27 protein-coding genes are annotated in these 22074 nt (G+C 63.4%); 21 read left to right on the top strand and 6 right to left on the bottom strand.

Annotated elements, in window-relative coordinates; genetic code table 11:
* Positions 1-263: 263 nt before the first annotated feature.
* Positions 264-1361 (bottom strand): helix-turn-helix transcriptional regulator, encoded by a 1098-nt coding sequence (locus tag IPU70_RS15415; protein ID WP_207468443.1) that lies wholly within the window; start codon positions 1359-1361, stop codon positions 264-266.
* A gap of 111 nt (positions 1362-1472) precedes the next feature.
* Here IPU70_RS15415 and IPU70_RS15410 point away from each other — a divergent pair, with 111 nt between their 5' ends.
* The 21 genes from IPU70_RS15410 to IPU70_RS15310 all read left to right on the top strand — a co-directional run bounded on the left by IPU70_RS15410 (position 1473) and on the right by IPU70_RS15310 (position 16129).
* Positions 1473-2303, top strand: a complete 831-nt coding sequence (locus IPU70_RS15410; RefSeq protein WP_207468441.1) for a YdaU family protein — start codon at positions 1473-1475, stop codon at positions 2301-2303.
* 40 nt (positions 2304-2343) lie between these two features.
* A complete protein-coding gene (locus IPU70_RS15405; protein WP_371818953.1) occupies positions 2344-3033 on the top strand; it encodes a hypothetical protein in 690 nt (229 codons plus the stop codon).
* Positions 3026-3382 (top strand): hypothetical protein, encoded by a 357-nt coding sequence (locus IPU70_RS15400; protein ID WP_207468437.1) that lies wholly within the window; start codon positions 3026-3028, stop codon positions 3380-3382. The genes IPU70_RS15405 and IPU70_RS15400 overlap by 8 nt, the downstream gene beginning before the upstream one ends.
* Entirely contained in the window at positions 3379-3639 is a 261-nt protein-coding gene (locus tag IPU70_RS15395; RefSeq protein WP_207468436.1) for a hypothetical protein, read from the top strand. Before IPU70_RS15400 ends, IPU70_RS15395 begins: the two co-directional genes overlap by 4 nt.
* 300 nt (positions 3640-3939) lie before the next feature.
* The gene (locus IPU70_RS15390; RefSeq protein WP_207468434.1) at positions 3940-4473 is read left to right on the top strand and encodes a hypothetical protein; all 534 of its coding nucleotides are present in this window, start codon (positions 3940-3942) and stop codon (positions 4471-4473) included.
* Positions 4474-4477: 4 nt separating this feature from the next.
* Entirely contained in the window at positions 4478-5956 is a 1479-nt protein-coding gene (locus IPU70_RS15385) for a DUF3383 domain-containing protein (protein ID WP_207468432.1), read from the top strand.
* 9 nt (positions 5957-5965) lie between these two features.
* Entirely contained in the window at positions 5966-6397 is a 432-nt protein-coding gene (locus tag IPU70_RS15380; RefSeq protein WP_013395258.1) for a hypothetical protein, read from the top strand.
* Position 6398: 1 nt separating this feature from the next.
* A complete protein-coding gene (locus tag IPU70_RS15375) occupies positions 6399-6833 on the top strand; it encodes a hypothetical protein (RefSeq protein ID WP_207468430.1) in 435 nt (144 codons plus the stop codon).
* A 168-nt stretch (positions 6834-7001) separates the two neighbouring features.
* Positions 7002-8666, top strand: coding sequence for a phage tail tip lysozyme (locus IPU70_RS15370; RefSeq protein WP_207468429.1), 1665 nt, complete (start codon positions 7002-7004; stop codon positions 8664-8666).
* A gap of 122 nt (positions 8667-8788) precedes the next feature.
* On the top strand, positions 8789-9310 hold the full coding sequence (locus tag IPU70_RS15365) for a phage baseplate protein (protein WP_207468427.1): 522 nt from the start codon (positions 8789-8791) through the stop codon (positions 9308-9310).
* Positions 9307-9606, top strand: coding sequence for a hypothetical protein (locus IPU70_RS15360; RefSeq protein ID WP_207468425.1), 300 nt, complete (start codon positions 9307-9309; stop codon positions 9604-9606). Before IPU70_RS15365 ends, IPU70_RS15360 begins: the two co-directional genes overlap by 4 nt.
* Positions 9603-10466 carry a hypothetical protein gene (locus tag IPU70_RS15355; RefSeq protein WP_207468423.1) on the top strand — a complete coding sequence of 288 codons (864 nt, stop codon included), beginning with the start codon at positions 9603-9605 and terminating at the stop codon, positions 10464-10466. Before IPU70_RS15360 ends, IPU70_RS15355 begins: the two co-directional genes overlap by 4 nt.
* Positions 10459-11190 (top strand): Gp138 family membrane-puncturing spike protein, encoded by a 732-nt coding sequence (locus IPU70_RS15350; protein WP_207468420.1) that lies wholly within the window; start codon positions 10459-10461, stop codon positions 11188-11190. Before IPU70_RS15355 ends, IPU70_RS15350 begins: the two co-directional genes overlap by 8 nt.
* Positions 11191-11195: 5 nt before the next feature.
* Entirely contained in the window at positions 11196-11537 is a 342-nt protein-coding gene (locus tag IPU70_RS15345; RefSeq protein WP_242702525.1) for a hypothetical protein, read from the top strand.
* Positions 11538-11544: 7 nt separating this feature from the next.
* A complete protein-coding gene (locus tag IPU70_RS15340) occupies positions 11545-12756 on the top strand; it encodes a baseplate J/gp47 family protein (protein WP_207468417.1) in 1212 nt (403 codons plus the stop codon).
* The gene (locus IPU70_RS15335; RefSeq protein WP_207468415.1) at positions 12753-13427 is read left to right on the top strand and encodes a DUF2612 domain-containing protein; all 675 of its coding nucleotides are present in this window, start codon (positions 12753-12755) and stop codon (positions 13425-13427) included. Before IPU70_RS15340 ends, IPU70_RS15335 begins: the two co-directional genes overlap by 4 nt.
* Positions 13417-14469 (top strand): hypothetical protein, encoded by a 1053-nt coding sequence (locus IPU70_RS15330; RefSeq protein ID WP_013395247.1) that lies wholly within the window; start codon positions 13417-13419, stop codon positions 14467-14469. Before IPU70_RS15335 ends, IPU70_RS15330 begins: the two co-directional genes overlap by 11 nt.
* A 5-nt stretch (positions 14470-14474) precedes the next feature.
* Entirely contained in the window at positions 14475-14885 is a 411-nt protein-coding gene (locus IPU70_RS15325; protein WP_013395246.1) for a hypothetical protein, read from the top strand.
* 92 nt (positions 14886-14977) lie between these two features.
* Positions 14978-15286 carry a hypothetical protein gene (locus IPU70_RS15320; protein WP_207468413.1) on the top strand — a complete coding sequence of 103 codons (309 nt, stop codon included), beginning with the start codon at positions 14978-14980 and terminating at the stop codon, positions 15284-15286.
* Positions 15287-15320: 34 nt separating this feature from the next.
* Positions 15321-15731, top strand: coding sequence for a M15 family metallopeptidase (locus IPU70_RS15315; RefSeq protein ID WP_207468412.1), 411 nt, complete (start codon positions 15321-15323; stop codon positions 15729-15731).
* 47 nt (positions 15732-15778) lie between these two features.
* Positions 15779-16129: a hypothetical protein gene (locus IPU70_RS15310; RefSeq protein ID WP_242702512.1), complete on the top strand. Its 351-nt coding sequence runs from the start codon at positions 15779-15781 to the stop codon at positions 16127-16129.
* A 744-nt stretch (positions 16130-16873) separates the two neighbouring features.
* On the opposite strand, the gene IPU70_RS15305 is transcribed toward IPU70_RS15310, so the two are convergent.
* The 5 genes from IPU70_RS15305 to IPU70_RS15285 form a co-directional block, all read right to left on the bottom strand.
* Positions 16874-17836 (bottom strand): tripartite tricarboxylate transporter substrate binding protein, encoded by a 963-nt coding sequence (locus IPU70_RS15305; protein ID WP_207468408.1) that lies wholly within the window; start codon positions 17834-17836, stop codon positions 16874-16876.
* Positions 17837-17961: 125 nt separating this feature from the next.
* The gene (locus IPU70_RS15300) at positions 17962-19140 is read right to left on the bottom strand and encodes a CaiB/BaiF CoA-transferase family protein (RefSeq protein WP_242702511.1); all 1179 of its coding nucleotides are present in this window, start codon (positions 19138-19140) and stop codon (positions 17962-17964) included.
* Positions 19141-19171: 31 nt separating this feature from the next.
* Positions 19172-20452, bottom strand: a complete 1281-nt coding sequence (locus tag IPU70_RS15295; protein ID WP_207468404.1) for a TRAP transporter large permease — start codon at positions 20450-20452, stop codon at positions 19172-19174.
* Positions 20449-21033 carry a TRAP transporter small permease gene (locus IPU70_RS15290; RefSeq protein WP_207468402.1) on the bottom strand — a complete coding sequence of 195 codons (585 nt, stop codon included), beginning with the start codon at positions 21031-21033 and terminating at the stop codon, positions 20449-20451. The genes IPU70_RS15295 and IPU70_RS15290 overlap by 4 nt, the downstream gene beginning before the upstream one ends.
* 3 nt (positions 21034-21036) lie before the next feature.
* Complete coding sequence (locus IPU70_RS15285) at positions 21037-22059, bottom strand: TRAP transporter substrate-binding protein (protein ID WP_207468400.1); 1023 nt, start codon at positions 22057-22059, stop codon at positions 21037-21039.
* Positions 22060-22074 lie beyond the last annotated feature (15 nt).

Raw genomic sequence — 22074 nt, 5'->3', positions numbered from 1 at the left:
ACTGATTGGCTGTAAGGTATTGAATAATCAAAGGAAAGCTGCTCACTGGCATGGGATTGTGATTCCAGTTGTCGTGGGTTCGAGCCCCATCAGCCACCCCAAGAATTTAGTGAAGATAAGGCACTCACGCGAAAGCGGAGTGCCTTTTTTCATTGGCCGCTTTCTTTGTGCAGAACGGAAAAGCGGGGCGAGGCCAGACAAGCAAAAAGCCACCCGGAGGTGGCTCCTGCGCTTACCCGCAAGACGAGGCCCCGACGTTCACATCATTCGGGCCGCCACTGCCCCGCCTCATCATCCCGCAGCCGCGCGCCCGCCCACACCACCCGCCCCAGTACCCGCACCGATGCCCCGTTCTCCAGCGGTATGTCATCGTGCAAGGGATTGAACGACCGCGCCACCCATTGCCCGGTAAGCCGTTCCCTGGCCACCGTCTTCACGATCATCTTGCCGTCATAGTTGATGGCATAGACGCCACCAGACGCAATGTCCCGCAGCGTCAGGTTTTCGTTGGGGACCACCAGCAGCGCGGCGCCGTCGCGGATGACGGGTTCCATGCTGTCGCCTTTCGCGTACACGACGCGCCCCTTGCCGTTGTCCGCGCCTACCGACCGCAGGAATGACTTGCGGAACTGGATCATGCCGGTCTGCTCTTCGGCGTGGTTTTCGATGGGGTCGCCCGCCGCCAGGCGCACGTCGGCCAGCTCGGGAACCTTCTCGAATCTGTCGTTGGCCGCGGGCGGCTCACCCACTCCCACATTGGCCACCACGCCAGTCTGCGTGCTGATCCGGACGCGGCCTTCGCGCTCGGTCTGGTGCGTGGTCTTGCCGCCCTCCCACGGCGCCGCGGGCAGGCCATCGATGCGCAGGGGGAATTCGTCGCGCGACAGATAGGTGTCTATCAGCGAGTCGCTGCGCAGGACCGTCGGCATCGGCGGCGCGGCAGGGGTAGGCGAGACATCGATTCCCAACTTCAGTTGAGCGATCGCCAATGCAAGCGCGCCCTGCAGCTTGTTCAACTGGTCCGGGGGCAAGGCGCGCACCTGTTCTTCCGGGATGCCGGGGAAGGGCCAGGGCGCAGGGGGAATTGCCAGCGCAGCGGCTGCAAGGGAGCCATCGCGTGCAGGCAGTTTCGGCGGGCTGCCGTCATACAGCCATTGCGCGTTCACGCGCAGCAGCGGGGCAACCTTGATGCAGGTTGCCATGTCCATGCCGTTGGAGCCATTGAACCAATGCGTTGCCGCGCCGGAAGAGGCGCCTGCGGCCTTCCATAGGTCTGTCTTGGTCAGGCGTGGTTCGGCCGCGTCCGCCCGGCGGGCCGCTTCCTCGTTGAACGCCTGTGTGATTCGCTTCTGAAAGGTCATCTTAGGATGCTAAACAAAAACAATCTTAGTTGGCTTGCATTTAGAATCTTAGCATTCTAAGATTTAAAAATGATAGCCGGGTAAGAACGGGCGGAGGATGCAGGAGCACGCATGAACTACTACAGCCACAACATAGGCGACTACGCCCAGGCCACGGCGCACCTGAGCCTGATTGAGGATGCCATTTATAGCCGTTTGCTGCGCCGCTACTACGCGGAAGAGCAGCCCATCGTGGACCACCTGCAGCAGGTATTCCGGTGGGTGGGGGCGCGGACCGAGGAAGAAAGGGAAGCCGCCACGCAGGTCCTGTCCGAGTTCTTCGTTCTGCGAGACGGCCATTGGCACAACAAGCGCGCGGACGTGGAGATTGCCGCTTATCACCTCAAGGCCGAGACCGCCAAAGCCAACGGCAGGCGGGGAGGCCGGCCGAGGCAGGGCGACCGCAGTCCGGAACAACCCAGCGGGTTTCCCATGGGTTCCGACGAGGAACCCGGCCATGGCCGGGAAAAATCCGGATCGGAAGCTAACCAAGAACCAGGAACCAAGAACCAGGAACCAGAAGATCACCCCTCCACCCCTCGCAAGCGAGGCAGCGCATTCGACGCCTCCGTGATCGATCTCCCGGATTGGCTCGATCGCGAGGACTGGGTCAGCTGGATTGCCGATCGCAAGGCACGCAAAAAGCCGGTGACCGAGCAGGGCGCCAGGCGTCAGTTGCAGCAGCTTGCTGGCTATCTCGCCGAAGGGCACCAGCCGGGCGCCGTGATCGCAAACAGCATCGCGGGCGGGTATCAGGGCCTCTTTCCTCCGCGTACCCGGAACAACCCCACGACAGGCAGGGCGCAGCGCCTGGCCGACTGGACCGATGAACTGCGCGAGGTCCTGGCCGACCAAGGCCGCCCGCGCGAACGATACATGGGGATGATCGATGCCAGCCGCTGACGTCCAGCCCGCCGCCCTGGGGGCGCTGGTGGTGAATGAAATGCTGCTGATGTACGGCGCCAAGTTCGCGCAGCAATGGCAGGGCCTGACGGCGCGGGAGCTGAAAGATTCATGGAATCAGAAGCTGGCAGGCCTGGATGAAGTCCAGGTACGCCGTGGCCTGGTTGCTTGCCTCACCCAGGAATGGCCGCCGACGCTGCCGCAGTTCATCAAATCATGCTGCCCATGGATGGTCCCGGAAGTGGCCTATCACGAGGCGGTGCGCGGCATGTCCGCCCGCAGGCGGGGCGAGCTTGGCGCCTGGTCGCATCCGGCGGTGTACTGGGCCGCGGTGGGCGTCAGCACGGTGGATCTGCTGGGCTGCACCTATGGGGCGATCAAGGCGCGGTGGGAGAAGACCTTGAACGAGGAACTGGCGAAGGGCGCATGGGCGGACATCCCGTTGCCGCGCCCGGCGCTACCGGCGCCCGGACAGACCGTGGCGACGCGCGCCGAGGCCGAGGCGGCGCTCAAGAAAATGGGCGCGCAGAAGATATTTAGGGACCGTGGGCGCCCGCATCGGAGCTGGATCGAAAAGTGGGAAGTGCGCATCGCGCGCGGCGATTACCCGAGCAAGGGCATCGCCGACATGATCCAGCGCGCCAAGGGCGAAAGCCAGGAAACAGCGGACCGTCTGAAGAACGGTCCCAACGGCAAGACAGGTAAACAATGCGAGGTGGCTGATGAGTAAATTGACGGGCGACGATTTGATATGGAACTGGGTACGGTGGACCTGGTCCGGCGCTACGGTGGGGAACATGGAGGTGTACCTCTCCGAAGAGGAGGACTACCGGCCCATCAACCATCACCACGCCATGGTGGTCGAGGCGATGCACGCCGCGCTGCCCTGGCACGAGCGCATGATCATCATCGCCGAGTACCCGCAGAAGCACGTGATGTTCGGCCAGCTGGAAGGTCGGGCGCGCGTGGCGAAAGCCCTGGACTGGATCGCCGATACGACAGGCGTGGCCCTGACCGAAACCGAATACAAACTGTACCTGGGCCTGTTTCGCAGCCTGGTCGAAAGGAGGCTGGCGTGAAGTACGCGCACGAGGTGATGGATTTGATGGCCTGCTATCCCGGGCGCTCATTCCGCTTGATGGAGCTGGTGCGGCACGTGTCGCATGGCCGGTCTTTGTCCCTGCCGGAAAAGACGCGCATGCAAAGAGGGATTCAGCGGGCCATGGATGCGCTGCAGGATACCGGCAGCGTGCTGATTCAGGAACCTGCAGAAGGCGGCCACGGGCGGACCTATGCATGGCGTGTGACGGTTCCGTCACAAGCTCCCGTCCCTTAGGTCACGCAATCGGTCACAATGGGTCCGGGGCATTGCGTCCCCAGGAAATGAAGCCTCGGCCAAGCGCCGGGGCTTTTTGCTTTTCGGCATGTTGCCTTGGCCTTGTCGGCAGGGTTCTGACTCGATTCCGCATGGCATGTGACGGTTCCGTCACAAGACCTGGTTTCTCAGGTCACGCAATCGGTCACAATGGGCCCGGGGCTTTGCGCCCCTAGCAAATGCAGCCCCGGCCAAGTGCCGGGGCTTTTGCATTTTGGCGCTTCGTTTCGATGCTTACTTCTTTGGCAGGACTCCAACTCCATGAGCGTTCAGATCAGCATCACAGAAGACCAGCTGGTAGCGGACCTCGTCGCATTCTTCAAGACCTTGGTCGACTGCGAAGTGGTCCGCGGCCTGCCCAATTGGGTTCCCACTCCGCCGCGCGAGTGCATCGTCGTCACGCCGCTGGCCGCGCTTGGACTCTCTGCCCCGGTCATGACCTACGCCGATCCGTCGCCCGCGGCGGGGACGCGCAGCATGACGCAGGCCACGCAGTGGTCTGTCCGGGTGGAGGGCTACGGGGCGCGGGCCCAGGATCTGGCGCTCACGCTATCGATCGCCTGGCGCAGCCAGTACGGGTGCGAGTTCCTGGGGAACCTGGGGCGAGCTCAGCCGCTACACGCGGGCGAGCTCAAGCAATTGCCCTTTGAGAGTGGAGCAAGCCCGACCTTCGAGCGGTGGTCATTCGACGCCGTCCTGCAGTTCAACCCATCCATCACCGTGCCGCAGCAGTTCGCGGACCAACTTCACGTGGGCCTCATCGAGGCCGACACCACCTACCCTACGGGAGCTTAACGCTATGTCCATTCCCGCCAGTGAAATCGTCCAGGTAGTCCCTGGCGTGATCGCAGCCGGCGGATCGGCGCTCGACTTGAACGGCCTGATCCTGACCAACGATACCGCCGTCCCCATCGGCGCCGTCCAGAGTTTCGCGACCGCGCGCGACGTACAGCGCTTCTTCGGTCCGACCTCGACCGAGGCCGCCCTGGCCGACGTCTACTTCAACGGGTTCGACAACTCGACCCGCAAGCCGGGCAATCTACTGTTCGCCCAGTATCCGACGGCAGCCGCTTCGGCCTATCTGCGTAGCGGCTCCATGGCCACGGTGACGCTGACCCAGCTGCAGGCGCTGTCCGGCATCCTCACGGTGACCGTTGATGGCGTGGCCAAGACCTCCGCCAGCATCGACCTGTCGACGGCGACGAGTTTTTCGAATGCCGCTGCAACCATCGAGGCGGCGTTCACCACCCTGGGCGCAAGTTGCACCTATGACGCGCAGCGCGCCGCCTTTGTGATCACCTCGGCCACCGACGGCGCCGCCAGCACGGTGTCCTACGGCAGCGGCACCCTCGCGTCGGGCTTGAAGCTGACGCAGGGCACGGCCGCGGTTCTGTCGCAGGGCGCGGCGGTTGGCGTTCCGGCAGTGGACATGGGCCGGATCACCGACCTGACCCAGAACTGGGCGGCGTTCATGACGACGTTCGAACCCGATACGGCCGGCAAGGTGGCATTTTCGGCCTGGACCAATGCCCAGGGCGATCGCTACGCCTACGTCGGCTGGGACACTGACGTCACCGCCACGCAGCAGGGCAATACGTCCAACTGGGCCGCCATCGTCAGCGCCAACGAGTACTCCGGCTCAGTGCCGGTCTACAAGGACGTTCAGCACGCGGCCTTTGTGCTGGGCATGGTGGCGTCGCTCGACTTCGAACGTACCAACGGCCGCGCCACGCTGGCGTTCAAGGGCCAGTCGGGCCTCGCATTCTCCGTGACCGACGCCACCACCGCGCAGACGCTGATCGACAACGGCTACAACTTCTACGGCGACTACGCCACCAGCAATGACCGCTTCCGCTTTCTTTATCCGGGGCAGGTCAGCGGCAACTGGAAGTGGGTCGACACCTACGTCAACCAGATCTGGCTGAACGCGGCATTCCAACAGGCGCTGATGACGTTGCTGACCCAGGTGAACTCCATCCCCTACAACATCGACGGCTACACGCTGATCGACGCTGCCTGCCTGGACCCGATCAACGCAGCGGTCAACTTCGGCGCCATCCGCGCCGGCGTGACGCTGTCGAGCCAGCAGAAGGCGCAGATCAACAGCCAAGCCGGCGTGGATATCTCCGACACGCTCCAGACCCGCGGCTGGTATCTGCAGATCAAGGACGCGACCCCGCAGGTGCGAGAGGCCCGCGGCACGCCGCCCTTGACGTTCTGGTACCTGGACGGCGGTTCCGTCCAGCAGATCACCCTGGCCTCGCTGGCCATTCTTTAAGGATTCAACATGGCGACTTTGACCAGTGCCAACTCGGTTCTGATGCTTGCGGTGGGCGGCGTGTTTCCGGTGCCGCAGAAGATCGAGGGCTATGCCTCCGAAAGTGCCTTCACCTTCGAGGCTGCCACGCCCGCGCAGGTAACCATGGGCGTGGACGGCCGCATGTCGGCCAGCTACGTGCCGGTTCCCCGCGTGCAGATCATCACGATCCAGCCCGACTCCCCGTCCATGCGCGTCTTCGAGATCTGGATGGCGGCCAGCGAAACGGCCCGGGAAGTGTTCTATGCAAACGGCACTCTCAACATCCCGTCGATCGATCGCAAGTACACGCTGACCCGCGGCGTGTTGACGCAGATTCCGCCGGCGCCGGACGCCAAGGCGATGCTCCAACCCATGGCGTTCCAGATCACCTGGCAGAACGTCTCGCCGGCGTTGGTGTGACATGGCCAGAAAGCAGACAACCCTGACCATCGGCGCCGAAGGGCGCGACAAGGGCAAGGTGTTCATCCTGACGGAGCTTTCTGCCTACGAGGCCGAGGAATGGGCCGGCCGGGCGCTGTTTTCGTTGATGAACGCCGGGGTGGAAATCCCGGACAACATCGCCGAAGCAGGGCTGGCCGGCGTGGCCGCCATGGGCATGAAGGCCATCGCCAAGCTGCCTTTCGACAGCGCCAAGCCGCTGCTGGACAAGATGATGGATTGCGTGCAGATCCAGCCCAGCCCGAATGTGACGCGCGAGCTCATGTCCGGCGATGTCGAGGAGGTGGCCACCCTGTTCACGCTGCGCAAGAAAGTCCTGGGCTTGCACCTGGATTTTTTTACAGCCGCCGCCCCATCGACTTCGGGCTCCAAGTCCACAGCGGCGGCACGCGCCTGATCCGCTACGCCAATATTCCCCGGATTATTGGCGTGGTGATTTCCCGGCACCCGGGCCTGCTGCACGATCTGCAGACGGTCTATGGTGCCGAGGACCTGTACAACTTGCTTGAGGTGATTGCGGTGGACGCACACAACAGGCGCGTCCTAGCTGAACCGAGGTAATTGCATGGCCACCATCATCGATGCCTTGCTCGTCACTGCGGGGTTCGATCCGAAGCGCTTCGCGGCGGACAGCTTCTCCGGTGCGGTCAGTCTGGCCCAAATGGCCCAGAATCTGGATATGAGCACCGAGCGGCTGTCCGCGTGGCAGAAGGCGGCCGAGCGGGCGGGCGGAACTGCCGAAGCCATTTCCGCGCAACTGAGGGAATCCTCGGTCGAGGTCGCCAGATTCAACCGCGGATCCACCGCGGACTCGTTGCCTGGGTTCTTTCGCAACGGCGGCAATGTCGGCGACCTCAAGGATGGGAACACCTACCTGCTGGCCAGGTCGAGGATCATTGCCGATCTTTACCAGAAGGACAGGGCCCAGGCCGCGCTGGCCGCCCAGGACATGGGCATCAGCGAAGGCCTGTTCAATCTGTTCAAGCGCGGGCCAGACGAGCTCGAACGGCTGCTTCAGGTCCAGGAGAAACGCGCCGCCATCTCCAGCAACGATGCGGAAGCTGCCTCGCAGCTGCGCGACCGCTACCTGGACCTGCGCGACACCTTTGAATCGGTGAGTATCAAGGTGCTGCTGGCGCTCATGCCGGCGTTTGAGCGGCTTATCTCGCTCGCCCAGGGCTGGGGCGATTATCTGCTTGAGAACCGCGACGAAATTGTCGGGTGGGTCGATGGCGCGGTGCAGGCCATCGTGAAGTTCGTCGATGCAGCCGATTCGGCAGCGCAGGCGGTGGGAGGATGGCAAAACGTCTTGCTCGCGCTGGGGGCGCTCAAGATTCTGTCCTGGGTGAGTTCCCTGCTGGATCTGGCTTCTGCATTGGGGGCCGTGGCTAAGGCTCTCGGAACCCTCGGTGGCGCTGGCGCGGCGACTGGTCTGGGTGCGTTGAGAGGCCTGGGACCTGTGGCGTTGAGAGCGGCGGGACCTGTCGCGGCAGGCGCCGCGTTGTTGGTCGGTAGCAAGGGCTTGAACTCAGGCGAGGATGAAACCTTGGCGGCGATGAGAAATCCCGCGCTGAAGAGCCGGGAGGTTATCGATGCGGTCAGGTACTTCGAGTCCAAGGGCTATGCCCGGGAGGCTGCCGTGGGACTGGTGGCCAACCTGCAGGCCCAAAGCAACTTGGACCCCAGGGCCGTGGGTGCGGATGGCGTTTCTGCCGGCATCGGACTATGGAATCCGCGACGCCAGGCCGAGTTCAAGCGCGTATATGGCATGGACATGCGCGAGTCCACGGTCGAACAGCAGCTGGATTTCGCCGCCTGGGAGTTGAAGAACACCAGGCGTAGGGCTGGAGTACATCTGGCCGCTGCTGCCACCCCGGCCCAAGCCGGCGTGGCCGTGTACCGCCACTTTGGATTAAGCAAGTCCGAGGGGGACAGTTCAAGCGAAGAGCGCAAACTCGTCGCCGCTGCCGGGGCAATCCATGGGACGCTTTTCCTCGAAGATCAGGAACGTGGCGCCGCGGCTGCGGCTACTACAGCTGCGGCAGCGCAAGCCAGCGCTGCCGGCATTCCGAGCAGCACGACGACCACCAACAATACGTCCGAAACGCATATCCACGGCCCCATCACGATCATGACCCAGGCGACGGATGGTCCGGGCATCGCTCGGGAATTGGGGAGGACAGGGCGTGGCCACAATCTCGTCCAACAAGGCAATTCGGGGATGTTCTGATGCCATTCATTCCTTATCCCGATGTCCCGAGGAGTCCGGGCGTACCCGCGGTCTTCCGCGAGACGACCATTCCTTCCATCCCTCAACAGGCCGACTTCGGACTTGCAGCGTTGACCGATCAAATGTTCAGTCCTCCCCGTTGGGGCGTGTACGGCAAGGACGGGCGGCAGGTTCTGGTCTTCGAAACCTTCGTGAGCATCAAATTCAATCAGAGCGGCCAGATATCCAGCTTTCCCGTGGAGCAAGGCGGCTTCTCGTCCTTCAACAAGGTAGACACGCCCTACGAAGCGACCATCAAGCTGGCGCATGCCGGCGACCAGGCGTCGCGCGACATCATGTTGTCCGCGCTGAAGCGGATCGTGGGCAGTACAGAGCTGTATGCCGTCGCGACGCCCGAGATCGTCTATCCCTCGGCCAATCTGGTGAAGTACGAGTACAGCCGCGGCGACCGGAACGGGTCCAACCTGCTGCTGGTCGAGCTGACGCTGCGTGAAGTCCGGCAGACAGCGGTTTTGCAGTCCTTGGCCACGCGCGAGCCCAGCGGCGCGGGCGAGCAGAGTAACGGCCAGGTGCAGGCGTTCGAGATTGATGCCTATCCCCGGCGAGACCAGAACAAGGTGGGAGAACTGGAGCCTATCCAATGAAAAGGATTCCGCTAAAGCCCGCGCCGGCGCAAACGCTCAGCGTCGTGCTGTCCGGCCAGAACTGCCAGATCTCCGTCTACCAGAAGTCGACAGGGGTTTATCTGGATCTTGAAGTCGACAATGCGCCGATAGTGGCGACGGTGCTGTGCCATGACCGGGTGCGGCTCGTGCGTTCCCGCTATTTGGGCTTTGTCGGCGATCTGGCGTTTGTCGATACCCAGGGGCATGCCGATCCGCAGTACCAGGGGCTCGGATCGCGTTTTGTCCTGGCCTACATGGAGCCGCTGGAGCTATGAGCCTTGTCAAACGCCGGATAGACGTGACCATCAGCCTGGGGCTGGGGAAGCTCGGCGACGAGAAGGGGCCGGATATTACGCTTAGCGGTTACCGCGCTTCAGTGAATATCCCAGCCCACGCCGCAGGCGAAAGCAGTCGGGTGAAGCTGCTGATCTATGGGTTGAATCAGGAAATGATGAACAGGCTGACGGCGATCGGACTTAAGTCCAAGGAGCGCCGGGGGAAGAACCTTGTCAGCATCAGCGCCGTGGATGATCTCAGCATCGCGCGGGTAGTTTATGAGGGAGACATCGACGCTGCATGGGCGGACTATGAAAAAGCCCCTGAGGGCGTGCTCAATGTCCTGGCGCAAGTCGCCGGTGCCAAAGAGATGAAGCCCGTGCCTGCCAAGTCATATCCGGGTCCCACGGGAGTCCATGGGATCGCGAGCGAAATTGCAGAATCAATGGGCTATGCCTGCGAAAAATATGGGGAGGATATCGTCCTTGCCAACCCGTATCTGTCCGGGACCGACATGGATCAAATGCGCAACTGCGCCCAGGCCGCGCGCATCAATTACACGATTGACCGCGGCACGCTTGCCATCTGGCCCCCCGATGGTTGCAGGAAGGGCGATCCGATCGCCATTTCGCCGCAGACGGGTCTCATCGGTTATCCGGCGTTCACGGGCAGCGGCATTTCGCTCAGAAGTCTCTACAACCCGGATTTCTCGGTGGGAAAGAAAGTGCTGGTGACGAGCGCGATCGAGGTCGCGAATGGCGAATGGACGATAACGGGCTTGTCACATCATCTGGAGGCTGAGGTCCCCGGCGGCGCCTGGCTGTCCCAGGTCAAGTGCGAAAGGAATCTCCATGGCTGAGCAATACGGATACGCAGGTCTGGCGCAAGCCGGCCAGGGCGACAGCGAGTACGGGGCCTTGCAGTTCCTCATCAGCCAGGCCCTGCTCCGAGTCAGCACGGCGACGCTGGTCAAGGTGGTGTCGGTGACAAACGCAGGCGGGCTGTCGCCCGTGGGCTTCGTCGACGTGCAGCCGCTCATCAACCAGCTCGATGGGGCCGGCAATGCCGTGCCACATGGCGTCCTGCATCGCCTTCCTTACTTCCGCCTGCAGGGCGGAGCGGACGCCATCATCCTGGACCCGAAGGCCGGCGATATCGGGATGGCGGCTTTCGCGAATCGGGACATCTCGCTAGTGAAGACTTCGAAGGCGCAGAACAACCCTGGTTCCTGGCGTTCGCACGACATGGCGGATGGACTGTATTTCGGTGGTCTGCTGAATGGGACGCCGGTCCAGTACGTGCAGTTCACGGCCGGCGGCATCAACGTGGTCTCACCCTCCAAGGTGACAGTCAGCGCGCCCGACATCGAATTGAACGCCAGCGCGCAATGCGCGTTGAACTCTCCCCAGATCGTGCTTAACGGCACGGTGCGGCAGGGCGGCGGATCCTTGGGCGGCACGTCCACCTGGCAAGGCGACATGAACACGCTGGGTACGCTGCGCAACAACGGCAAGGACGTGGGCAGTACCCACACGCATTCCGGCGTGCAGAGCGGGCCGGCAAATACGGGAGCACCCAATTGAACACCATGCTGCTAGACCGGACGGCCTGGGATCTGGTGCTCGACGCCGCGGGCAATATCGCGCTGGCGTCCAAGCCCTACGCCGTCGCGCAGGACGTCGCCAGCGCCATCAAGCTGTTCAAGGGCGAACTGTTCTACAACACCCTCCCTGGCGTTCCCTACTGGGAAGAATTCCTGGGCCATCAGCCGCCGCTGGCCTTGGTGCGCGAGCACGTCAGGCGTGCCGCGATGACGGTCCCCGAAGTGGCCAGCGCCAACTGCACGCTGACCTCCTACACCGACCGCGCCCTGGCGGGCTACGTCGCAATCACCCTGCAAGACGGAACGACGCAAACCGTCAGTTTCTGAGGAAACCATGCCGAACAACTCGAAAGTGCCGCGCGTGCAGTTCACGCCGGAAGGGCTGGTGCTGCCCAACGAATCCGCCATCCTCGCGGGTGTCCTCTCGGATATGGACGCCGCGTTCGGCGGCGGGCTGAATCCCGCGCTGGAAACGCCCCAGGGCCAGTTGGCCTCCAGCACCACCGCCATCATCGGCGACAAGAACAACGAATTCGCGGCCTACGTGAACCAGGTCGACCCGGCCTTCGCGCAAGGGCGCATGCAGGACGCCATCGGGCGGATCTACTTCCTGGACCGAAAGCCTGGCACGCCCACCGCCGTCATTGCCACGTGCACAGGCCTTGCGGGCGTGACCATCCCCGTGGGCGCCCGCGCCCAGGCGGTGGATGGCAATCTGTACCTGTGCACCCAGGCGGGAACTATCCCTGCCAGCGGGCGCATCGATCTTCCCTTCGCCTGCTCGGTCGATGGACCGGTGGATTGCGCGCCTGGCGCACTGAACCAGATCTATCAGGTCATCCCCGGTTGGGACTCCGTGTCGAACGCCGACGCCGCAACGGTGGGCAGCCATGTCGAAAGCAGGGTGGAGTTCGAGGAGCGCCGGCGGCAGTCGGTGGCGCTGAACGCCCGCGGCTCGATCCCCGCGATCTACGCCAACGTGGCGAACGTGGAAGGCGTTATCGATGTATATGTGACAGAGAACGATCTCGCCGTGCCGAAAACGGTAGGCGGCGTCGTCCTGCGCTCGCATTCCATCTGGGTAGCGGTGACTGGAGGAGAAGCGGCAGACATCGCGGATGCCATCTGGCGCAAGAAGAGCAACGGTTCCGACTACAACGGCAATACCTCCTACACCGTGGAGGACAAGGAGGGCTACGCCTATCCCTATCCCTCATATGTCGTGACGTGGGAAACGCCTGCGGCATTGCCCGTGCGTTTCGCGGTGCAGCTGGCTGACAACCCGGCCCTGCCATCGGACATTGTGGCTTTGACCAAGCAGGCGATCGCGGACGCCTTCAACGGCGGGGATGGCGGGCAGAGAGCGCGTATCGGTTCGACCATCTATGCGAGCCGGTTCTATGCGCCCATTTCGGTGCTGAGCCCGGCGGTCTCCATACTTTCCTTGCTTCTGGGGGCGGCAACGCCGTCGGCCGCCAGCCTGGCCGTTCCGATCAACCGCCGGCCTACGGTGACGGCGGATGATATCTCGGTGACCTTGATATGAGCGTCGCGCCGAAGCCGGGGCTGGTGGCCCGCACCCTCATCAGCCAGTACGCCAACAGTCCCACGCTGGTCCAGTTGATCAACGACATGGACGACTACATCAACCCGGACGCCGATTTCGACTCCTTCCATGACTTCGTCTGGAACGTCGAGACCGCGCAGGGCTTCGGGCTGGACATCTGGGGCAGGATCGTCGATGTCGGCCGGATGCTGACCATCCCGGGCGACGTCACCTACCTGGGGTATGACGAGGCGCTGAACTGGCAGCCCTTCAACCAGGCGCCGTTCTACACAGGCGAGCAGGCGACGCAGACGTATCGGTTGGCCGACGATGCGTATCGCACGCTGATCCTGGTCAAGGCGCTGGCCAATATTTCGGATTGCACTTCGCCCAGTTTGAACCGGCTGCTGTCGAAACTGTTTGCGGGGCGCGGGCGTTGCTACGTCTCGGACACCGGAAAGATGGAGTTCCGCTATGTGTTCGAGTTTGCGCTGGCACCCCATGAGATCGCCATCCTGACTCAGTCCGGCGCGATACCCAAGCCGGCGGCGGTCCTGGCGAACATTCTGCAGGTCGATCTTTCCACCACGTTCGGATTCCACGAGGCGCTGATGCAGCCGTTCGGCTCGGGCGTATTTTTCACTTCTTCGGGGCTTATCAATGCAAGCTAGCAATGCACCCAACAAATCGGCCGTCCCGTTTGCGAACAGCGGGACGAAGAACACCATTCCTGTCGCATCGCAGACTGGAGTAACGCCCGGACTAGCGTCTTTCACCGATGGGTTTCCGCCTTTGACGATGACGCCGCTGGCGGCGGGAGGGGTTCCCCCGTATGGCGCCGATTTCAACGGGATCTTGAACTTCCTCAGTGCAGCTGTGCGTTGGGGGCAGGCCGGGGCCGGCTACTCCTACGATGTCACGTTCAGCACGGCCATAGGAGGCTATCCCAAAGGGACCGTGCTGAAGCAGGCGGCCGCGAATGGATACTGGCTGAATCTGGCTGACAACAACATGGGCAATCCCGATGCAGGCGGGGCGGACTGGATAGGGCTTCCCGCGGGCATTGCCTCTACCGCCCAGGCGCGGGCGCTGACTGATGACACGACTGCCATCACGCCACTCAAGATGGCACAAGCCTTGGCCGCCGTTACCGGGTATCAACCCTACACGTCACCCGGCGTGTATACCTTCGACAAACCGGCCGGTACGTCAAAGGTATACGTACGCGTCTATGGCGCCGGCGGAGGCGGTGCATGCGGTGTGGCCACGGCGCCAGGGCCAAGCGGCGGCGGTCAGGGTGGCTACTGGGAAGGGCTGTTTGATATCTCGGCGGTTTCGTCCGTCACTGTCACGGTCGGGGCGGGTGGCGCGGGTGGCCCGTCCGTCGGTACTAACGGCACGGCTGGCGGAGCGTCGTCGTTCGGCACTTATTGCTCGTGCGAGGGCGGCGATGGCGGTCTGCTTATCGCCAACAGTCCCGCAGGGGGGATCGTGGCAGGAACGACGGGTTTCGGGTGGCGGGGCGCATACGGTAATTGCCCGCAGTACGGGAGTGGAACGGCGCCCCTCTACGGGGGCGCCGGCGGCGGCGGATGGTCGCCGTTCGCGGGCGCTGACCCGAGCCGTGTTCCTGCGCCTGGCATGGGCGGCGGTGGGCGCATTGCCACTGCCGGCGCGGCAGGCGCCCATGGCGCCGTTCTTATTCAATGGTGAGAGATATGAGACAAATTTGGGCGCATATTCAGGGTGGCGTGGTCGCTGAACTGACCGACGTCGATCCCATGGGGCGATTCCATCCCGACTTCATTTGGGTGGGCGTGAGCGGAGAAGTCATGATTGGCGACTCGTTCAATGACGGAAATTTCTCTCGACCGGAGCCATCGCCTCTGCCTGTCAAGACACGCTACACCTCAAGGGAATTCGTTCGCCGTTTTTCCATGGACGAGCAGTTGGCAATCCGCCAGGCGCAACTTGCCGACATGGAAGTCGGCCTTGTCTACGACGATTTCAACCGGGCGGACTTCATCGACCTGGAGGACCCAGCCGTCGCTGCGGGGATCGATCTGTACGTCAGCAAAGGTTTGCTGCTGCCGAAGCGGCGCGATGAGCTTCTTGCGCCAGATATCTGACCGTTCCATGGCGTACAGATGTCTTCAATACCATCTGGTGTATGCACAGGCCGCGCTTCGCGGGGTCATTTCTTTTCCAAAAGGAGGCGAAATTGAACGTCCAAGATTTCGATGCCCTTGCGGCAAAGTTCGCCGGCGTTCTGGGGGCCGCTGTTTCGATGCGCTATTTGCAAGGATCGTGGCCGGCCAGGCTGAGCATGGCCGCAAGCGGTTCGCTGGTGGCGTATTACGCGGCCCCGTATCTATCGCTGCTGCTGGAGATTCCGGAAGGCCTTGCCGGGTTCTTGACTGGCATGTTCGGCATGGCCGTCGTCTCTCGCGGATGGGATGTGGTGCAGGCTGTTCCCATAGGCGCGTTGTGGCAGGCCGTGATCGACCGAGTGCGCGGCAGAGGGGCCTGACGTGCATCGTTCTATTCATCCGGAGAACTCATCCGTGAGCGCGTTTCAGCTATCACTACGCAGCGTGGATCGCCTCGTCGGTGTGCATCCTGACCTGGTCGCGATTGTCAAACTGGCGATTCAACGAACGCTGACCGATTTCATCGTGATCGAGGGAGTCCGAACCATAGCGCGGCAACGCGAGAACGTGGCCAAGGGCGCCAGCCTGACGATGGCCAGCTACCACTTGCCGCAGGCGGATGGCTGGAGCCATGCTGTGGACCTTGCCCCTCTGATTGATGGGGCGATTCCCTGGAGCAACTGGCAGGCCTTTGTAGATCTGGCCATTGTGGTCAAAGCATGCGCAGCGGAACGCGCGGTTCCCGTGGAATGGGGGGGCGACTGGAAGACGCTCAAGGACGGACCGCACTTCCAGATTCCGCGCGATTGGAAGGGGAGCGCGTGATTCCATCCCTGCGCGCCTTGGCGCCTTACCTGATCGGAGCGACCTTGATGGTCGTCATCGTCCTGGGCGTGCGTTGGTATGGCGCCAACCAATATCAGGCCGGTATCGACCAGGCAAACGCCGATCACGCACTGGCCGAGCTCGCCGAGTTCAAGCGCCAGACGACACGCCTGGGCGGGATCTCCGACACCCTGGAGGGCGCGCTCGCCGCGCTGCGCAACACCGCTCCCAAGACCATCGAGAGGTATACCCGTGTCGAGATCCAGAGCCCTCTGCCTGCTGGCTGCCGCATTGACGCTGAGCGGCTGCGGTACATCAACGAAGCCGGCCGTCTGGCCAATTCTGCCGGCCAATCTGGCGCAGCCGTGTCCGCCGGTGCCGGACGTGACGAGCGATAGCTGGGATGATCTAGCGCGCAGCTATATGGCCTTGGCTGTTCAGTATGGGGAGTGCGCGGCACGGCATCGCACGGTGGTGCAGGCGTGGGAAAAATCCTGATGCGGCCTGACCATTCGTGTGAAGGCGTCGTCTTGCAAAAGTGCATGGAGATTGTCGAGAGCAGTCCGGCGGGCCGTCGCTCCGGACCGTCTTTCACCACCCCAAGCAAAAGCCCGCAGGCACAAGCCGCGGGCTTTTCATTCCTACCCTTCAAAAGGACTCTTCTTCTTCCTGCGATTCACTGGCCGGAGAATTTCACCTGACTTGAGCCGGTACACGTCCTTACCCTCCCAGATCACGGTGCCGCCGGTGGACAGGCGGCATTGCAGCACTATGTGTGGATCGGGACTGTCGTCCGTCGCGGGTTCTTGAATGATATGTCGCTCGATCCGGTATTGGTCTCCAGCTGCCGAGACCGCAATCACATCCTCCAGTCGTCTACATGAGATTGACATGATGAGCCTCCTTCACTGCGCCACGTTGAAACCTGTGGTGCCGAGGTCATCGTCTCGATTGGCCGTATCGCTGTCAATGCTGCTGGGGCCCATCATCCAAGCGTATGCACGGCGCTTCCCCAGGAAGCGTCGTGCATACGCATGAGGCGGTGCATGCGTTTGATCTAGGCTGTTTTCAAGGCCGGGCGGGCGTTGAAATGAGGTCGCGGTTTGATGTATCGGCAGTCGCCGCGCAGCCTGGACCCGACCTTATTCAAGCTTCACATTGGCGGACTGGATGACGCCGCGCCACTTCTTGTAGTCTGCCGCGATGGTCTGCGAGAACTGCGCGGGCGTGGTGGGCATGGCAGTTGCGCCTTGCGCCGCCAGCGCATCCTGTACATCCTTCAGCGCGAGGATCTTGTTGAGCTCCGTGTTCAGCGTCTGGATGATGGGCTTGGGCGTGTTCGCGGGGGCCAGCAGTCCGTACCAGACGCGCACGTCGAAGTCGGGATAGCCGGACTCGGCGATGGTGGGCACGTCGGGCATGGCCGGGCTGCGCTTGAGCGAAGTCACGGCCAGCGGGACGGCGCTGCCGGCCTTGATCTGCGGCGCGGCCGAGGGGATGGACGTGAAGATGACGGGCACCTGGCCGCCGAGCAGGTCGGCCATGGCCGGTCCCGATCCCTTGTACGGGACATGCACCAGCTTGATGCCTGCCTGGAGCTGCAGCAGTTCCGCCGCCAGGTGGGTGATGGTGCCCGCTCCCGGCGAGCCGTAGTTGATGGTTCCGGGCGCCTTCTTGGCGGCGGCGATCAGGTCCTTGAGGGATTTGTACGGGCCGTTCTTGCCGGCCACGATCACCAGCGGGGCTTCGCCGACGATGCCGATGGGCTCGAAGTCCTTGACCGGGTCATAGGCCAGCTTGGCGTAGAGCGAGGGGGCTACGGCCAGGTTGTCGACCTGGCCCATGACGATCTCGTAGCCGTCGGGCTTGGCGCGCGCGGCGGTGGTGATGCCTATGGTGCCGCCGGCGCCGGGCCGGTTCTCGGCGACGACGTTCCATTTGACCGAGTCGGACAGCTTGGCGGCGACGGTGCGCGACAGGAAGTCGGTGCCGCCGCCCGGGGTGAACGGCACGATCACCCGTATGGGCTGGTTCGGGTACTGCTGTGCGGCGGCGGGGGCGCAGGCGGCGAGCGCGCAGGCCGAGAGCATAAGGGCACGTAGCATGGTTGTGGTCTCCATTCCTTGGTGGGCGCGTCCGGTCATGATCGCCAGACGTCGGTTGCTGCGGATGCTGCTGATGCGTACTGCGGATTCTTGGGGGGCGGCGGGCGGGTTCAGGACCTGGCAGTCTAGACGACTCCTTTCTCGCGTAGTTCGCGGATCCGGGCGCCGGACAGCCCCAGTTGCTCCAGGACGGCGTCGGTGTCCGCGCCCAGGGCCGGCGCGGGGCTGCGGGCCTGGCAGGGCGCTTCTGCAAACTTGATTGGAAAGCCCAGCATACGCACTTGCTGGCCGTCGGGATGTGGAACGTCCATGGCCATTTCCTGGTCCGCCACCTGCGGATCGTTGAACACTTCCTGCAGGTTCAGTACCTGTCCGCAAGGTACGCCGTATTGGTTCAGGCGTTCGATCCAATAGTGGCTGTCCCTCTGGCGGGTGCGTGCTTCGATAGCTGCCTTGATGGACGCACGGTTCAGCATGCGGTCGGCGTTGGCCAGGAACTCCGGATGCGCGCGCAGTTCGGGCAGTTCCAGCGCGTCCAGCAGTTTCTCGTACATGGCGTCGTTGGACGGGGCGATCGCGACCTGGCCGTCGGCGGTCTCGAACAGCCCGTAGGGCGCGACGATGCCGTGGTCATTGCCGGTGCGCGGGGGCAGTTCGCCGCTGGCGAAGTAGTTCGACGCCTGGAAGCTGAGCAGTCCTATCATGCTGGACAGCAGGCTGACGCTGATGGAGTCGCCGCGGCCGGTGCGTTCGCGGCGCAACAGCGCGGCGACCACGCCCAGCGCGCCGTTCAGGCCGGCGACCAGATCGCTGATGGGCGGGCCGGCGCGCATGGGCGGATCGTCCTCGCCGCCGTTCAGGCTCATGAAGCCGCTCATGGCCTGGGCGATGAAGTCGAAGGCGGGCCGGTCGCGATAGGGACCGGAGGTGCCGAAGCCGTTGATGCTGCAATGGATGATGTCGGGCCGCAGGGCCTTCAGGGCCTCGTCGCCGAAGCCCATCTTGTCCATGATGCCGGGCCGGTAGTTCTCGATCACGACGTCGCAATGCGGTATCAGCTGACGCAGGATGTCCTTGCCTTCCGCGCTGTACAGGTCCAGCGTCACCGAGCGCTTGTTGCGGTTGTAGTTGGCGAAGTACCAGCTCAGGCCGTCCTTGACCACGCCCTGGCGGCGGATCGGATCGCCCTCGCCGGGGGCTTCGATCTTGATCACTTCTGCGCCCATGTCGGCGAGGATGGAGGTGCAGTACGGCCCCGAGATGATGCGGGTCAGGTCCAGGACGCGGATTCCGGTAAGTGGCATGGTGTGCATCTGCTCAGGTTTTGGTTTTCGGTCAGCCGCCCAGTCCTGGCAGCCATAAGGTCAGTGGAGGAAAGGCGCAGATCAGCGCAAGCACGATCAGCGACCAGATGAAGAAGGGAATGATCTCGCGCACGATGGGGCCTATTGGAGTGCGGCCCACGGCGGATGTGACGAACAGCAGGATGCCGACAGGCGGGGTCAGCATGCCCGTCATCAGGTTCAGGATCAGGATCATGGCGTACTGGATGGGGTCCATGCCCAGCTGGACGCCGATAGGCAGCAGCGCCGGCAAGGTGATGATCATCGCCGGCAGCGGCTCCAGGATCTTGCCCACCAGGATCAGGAACACGTTCACCGTCAACAGCACGACCCAGGGCTGGTCGGAAATGCCCAGTATGCCCTGGGCGATGGTGGCCGCCACGCGCGACTCGCTGATCAGCCAGCTGAACGGCCCGGCGGCTGCCAGCAGGAACAGGACCACCGCCATGGTGCGTCCGGCCGAGTAGAACGCCGACCCCAGTTCGCCCGGCTTCAGTTCCCGGTACACGGCCAGGCCTACGAGCAGGGCGTACATGGCAACGAACGCGGCCGCCTCGGTGTCGGTCAGGAGGCCGAAGCGTATGCCGGCGATGATCAGGACCGGCATCATCAGCGCCCAGATGGACGCGCGCGTGACCTTGGCCCGTTCGGGCCAACTGGCCCGCGGACGCGATTTGTAGCCGTGCCGCCGCGCCTGCCAGGCGCAAATCGCCATGTAGCCTGCCAGCAGCATGAAGCCGGGAATGATGCCGGCCAGGAACAGGCGGATGATGGAGAGGTTGGCCAGCACCGCGTACACGATCATCGGGATCGACGGCGGCAGGATGGGGCCCAGCATGGCGCCGCAGGCGATGACGGCCTCGGGATAGCCGCGCCGGTAGCCCTCCCGCTTCATCGAGGGGATCATCGCGGTGCCGATGGCGCTTGCGTCCGCCACGGCGGAACCGCTGATGCCGGCCATGACCAGGTTGGTGGTCAGGGACACTTGCGACAGGCTGCCGCGCATGTGCCCGACCATGGCCATGGACCAGTTGATGAGCCGCAAGGTGACACCGCCGCGGTTCATGAGTTCGCCCGCCAGGATGAACAGCGGAATCGCGACCAGCGCGGTCTCGTCTATGCCGCCCAGCATCGAGAGCGGAGCCTGCGCGATATCGACCCCGCCGCCGCCCTTGAACAGCATGCCGATCAGGGCCGCGGTGATCATCGCGAAGCCTATGTCCAGCCCCAAAAGGATGAGCACAACGAAAAGCACGACGGAGAAGAGAATCATGGATGCGTTCCCGGAGTGTCGGGCTCGTCGCGCGCGAAGGCGTCATGCGGGGGAGGAGCGTTGGGGATCAGCAGGCGCAAGGCCAGGAACAGCATGAAGAGCACCATGCCCACGGTCAGCGAGGCGTAGCTGACCGCGTAGGTGAACGGCGTTCCCACAATGTCCTGGAAGTTCCCCACGGCAACCACGTCCAGGCCCTTGTAGAACAGGGTCGCGGCCAGCGCCAGCAGCAGGGCATCGAACAGGCGGTCGCGCGCGCGCCGCAGGCGTTCCGGCAAATGGCGGTCGATGATGTCTATCACCACGTTGCGCCGTTCGCGCAGGGCCATGGCGGCGCCGACGAACGCACACCACAGCATGCCTATGCGCGCGACCTGGTCCCAGGCGTCGAACTGCGTTTTCAGCAGATACCGGTCCAGTACCTGGGCGAAGCAGAACACCAGCACCATGGCCAGGGTGAGGGCGACCGCGAGCCGGCCGATCCAGCACACGCTACGGTCGGCTCGCAGGACCAGGCCGCGCCAGCCGGATGTGGCATGAGCCGCCGGGCGTACCGTCGTCGCGGGCATGGGCGCGGCCATCTCCTACTCCTGCATCTTCTGGATGCGTTCGACCATGCCGGCCGGCCAATCCTTGCCTTCGTACTGCTGATAGACCGTGGCCAGGGCCGCCTTGAACGCGGCCTTGTCGGGCTGCGTGTACGTGACGCCGGCTTGCTTCAGGATCTTGACCGCGTTGTCGTCCAGCTCCTGGTCCAGCTTGGTGGCGACCTTGCCGCCGGCCTTGGCCGCCTCGGTCAGCGCCTGGCGCTGCTTGGCGTCCAGGCTTTGCCAGACGCGTTCGGAAATGAACCAGCCGGTCAACTCGTAGGCGTGATCGGTGGCTGCCCAGTACTTGGCTTCTTCATGGAAGCGCAGCGGAATCGACAGGTCGAAGCCGTTGTCCTGGCCGTCTATCATGCCGCGGCCCAGCGCGGTGTAGATCTCGGTCATGCCCAGCGGCACGACCTGCGCGCCGAGCTTCTCGAAGGTGGTTTTCAGGATGGGAATGGACGGAACGCGCAGCTTGAGGCCCTTGACGTCCTCTGGCTTGTTGATCGCGCGCGACACGGTTTGCAGCGCGCGCGGCGAGCGTATGCCGAAGGCCGCGAATACCCGAACTCCGGATTTCTTGGCGACATCGTCGAAAATCTGGGCGAATTCGTCGCTGTTGATGATGCGCTCGGCCTGTTCGCCGCTCTTGAACAGATAGGGCGCGTACAGGATGTTCAGCGGTTGGGCGCCGCGCAGGAACACGACGGAGCCCAGGCCGAAGTAGCCCATGTCCAGGGTGCCTAATTGCATGGAAGACAGGATCTTGCTGATGTCGCCCAATTGCCCGTCTGTATAGATGTGCACTTGCAGGTCGTTCTGGGATTGCTTGGCGGCTTCCTCGGCGAAGGCGCGCATGGCGTGGTCCCAGGGGCTGTTGGACGCGGCGATGGTCGCGATCTTCATTTCCCGCGCCTGCGCCTCGTCCAGGGGCGCGAACACCCCGGCGAGGGTGACCGACAGCGCCAGCAGGGATGCCGAGGCACGGACCAGGAACGGCGAGTGTTTTTTGTTCATGATGTCTCCTCCGGA

It is taken from the genome of Achromobacter sp. SD115, assembly GCF_017355315.1.
GTDB lineage: Bacteria > Pseudomonadota > Gammaproteobacteria > Burkholderiales > Burkholderiaceae_B > Achromobacter > Achromobacter xylosoxidans_B.
The sequence above is the reverse complement of the archived record's forward strand: the minus strand, read 5'-3'. Positions and strand labels throughout refer to the sequence as shown.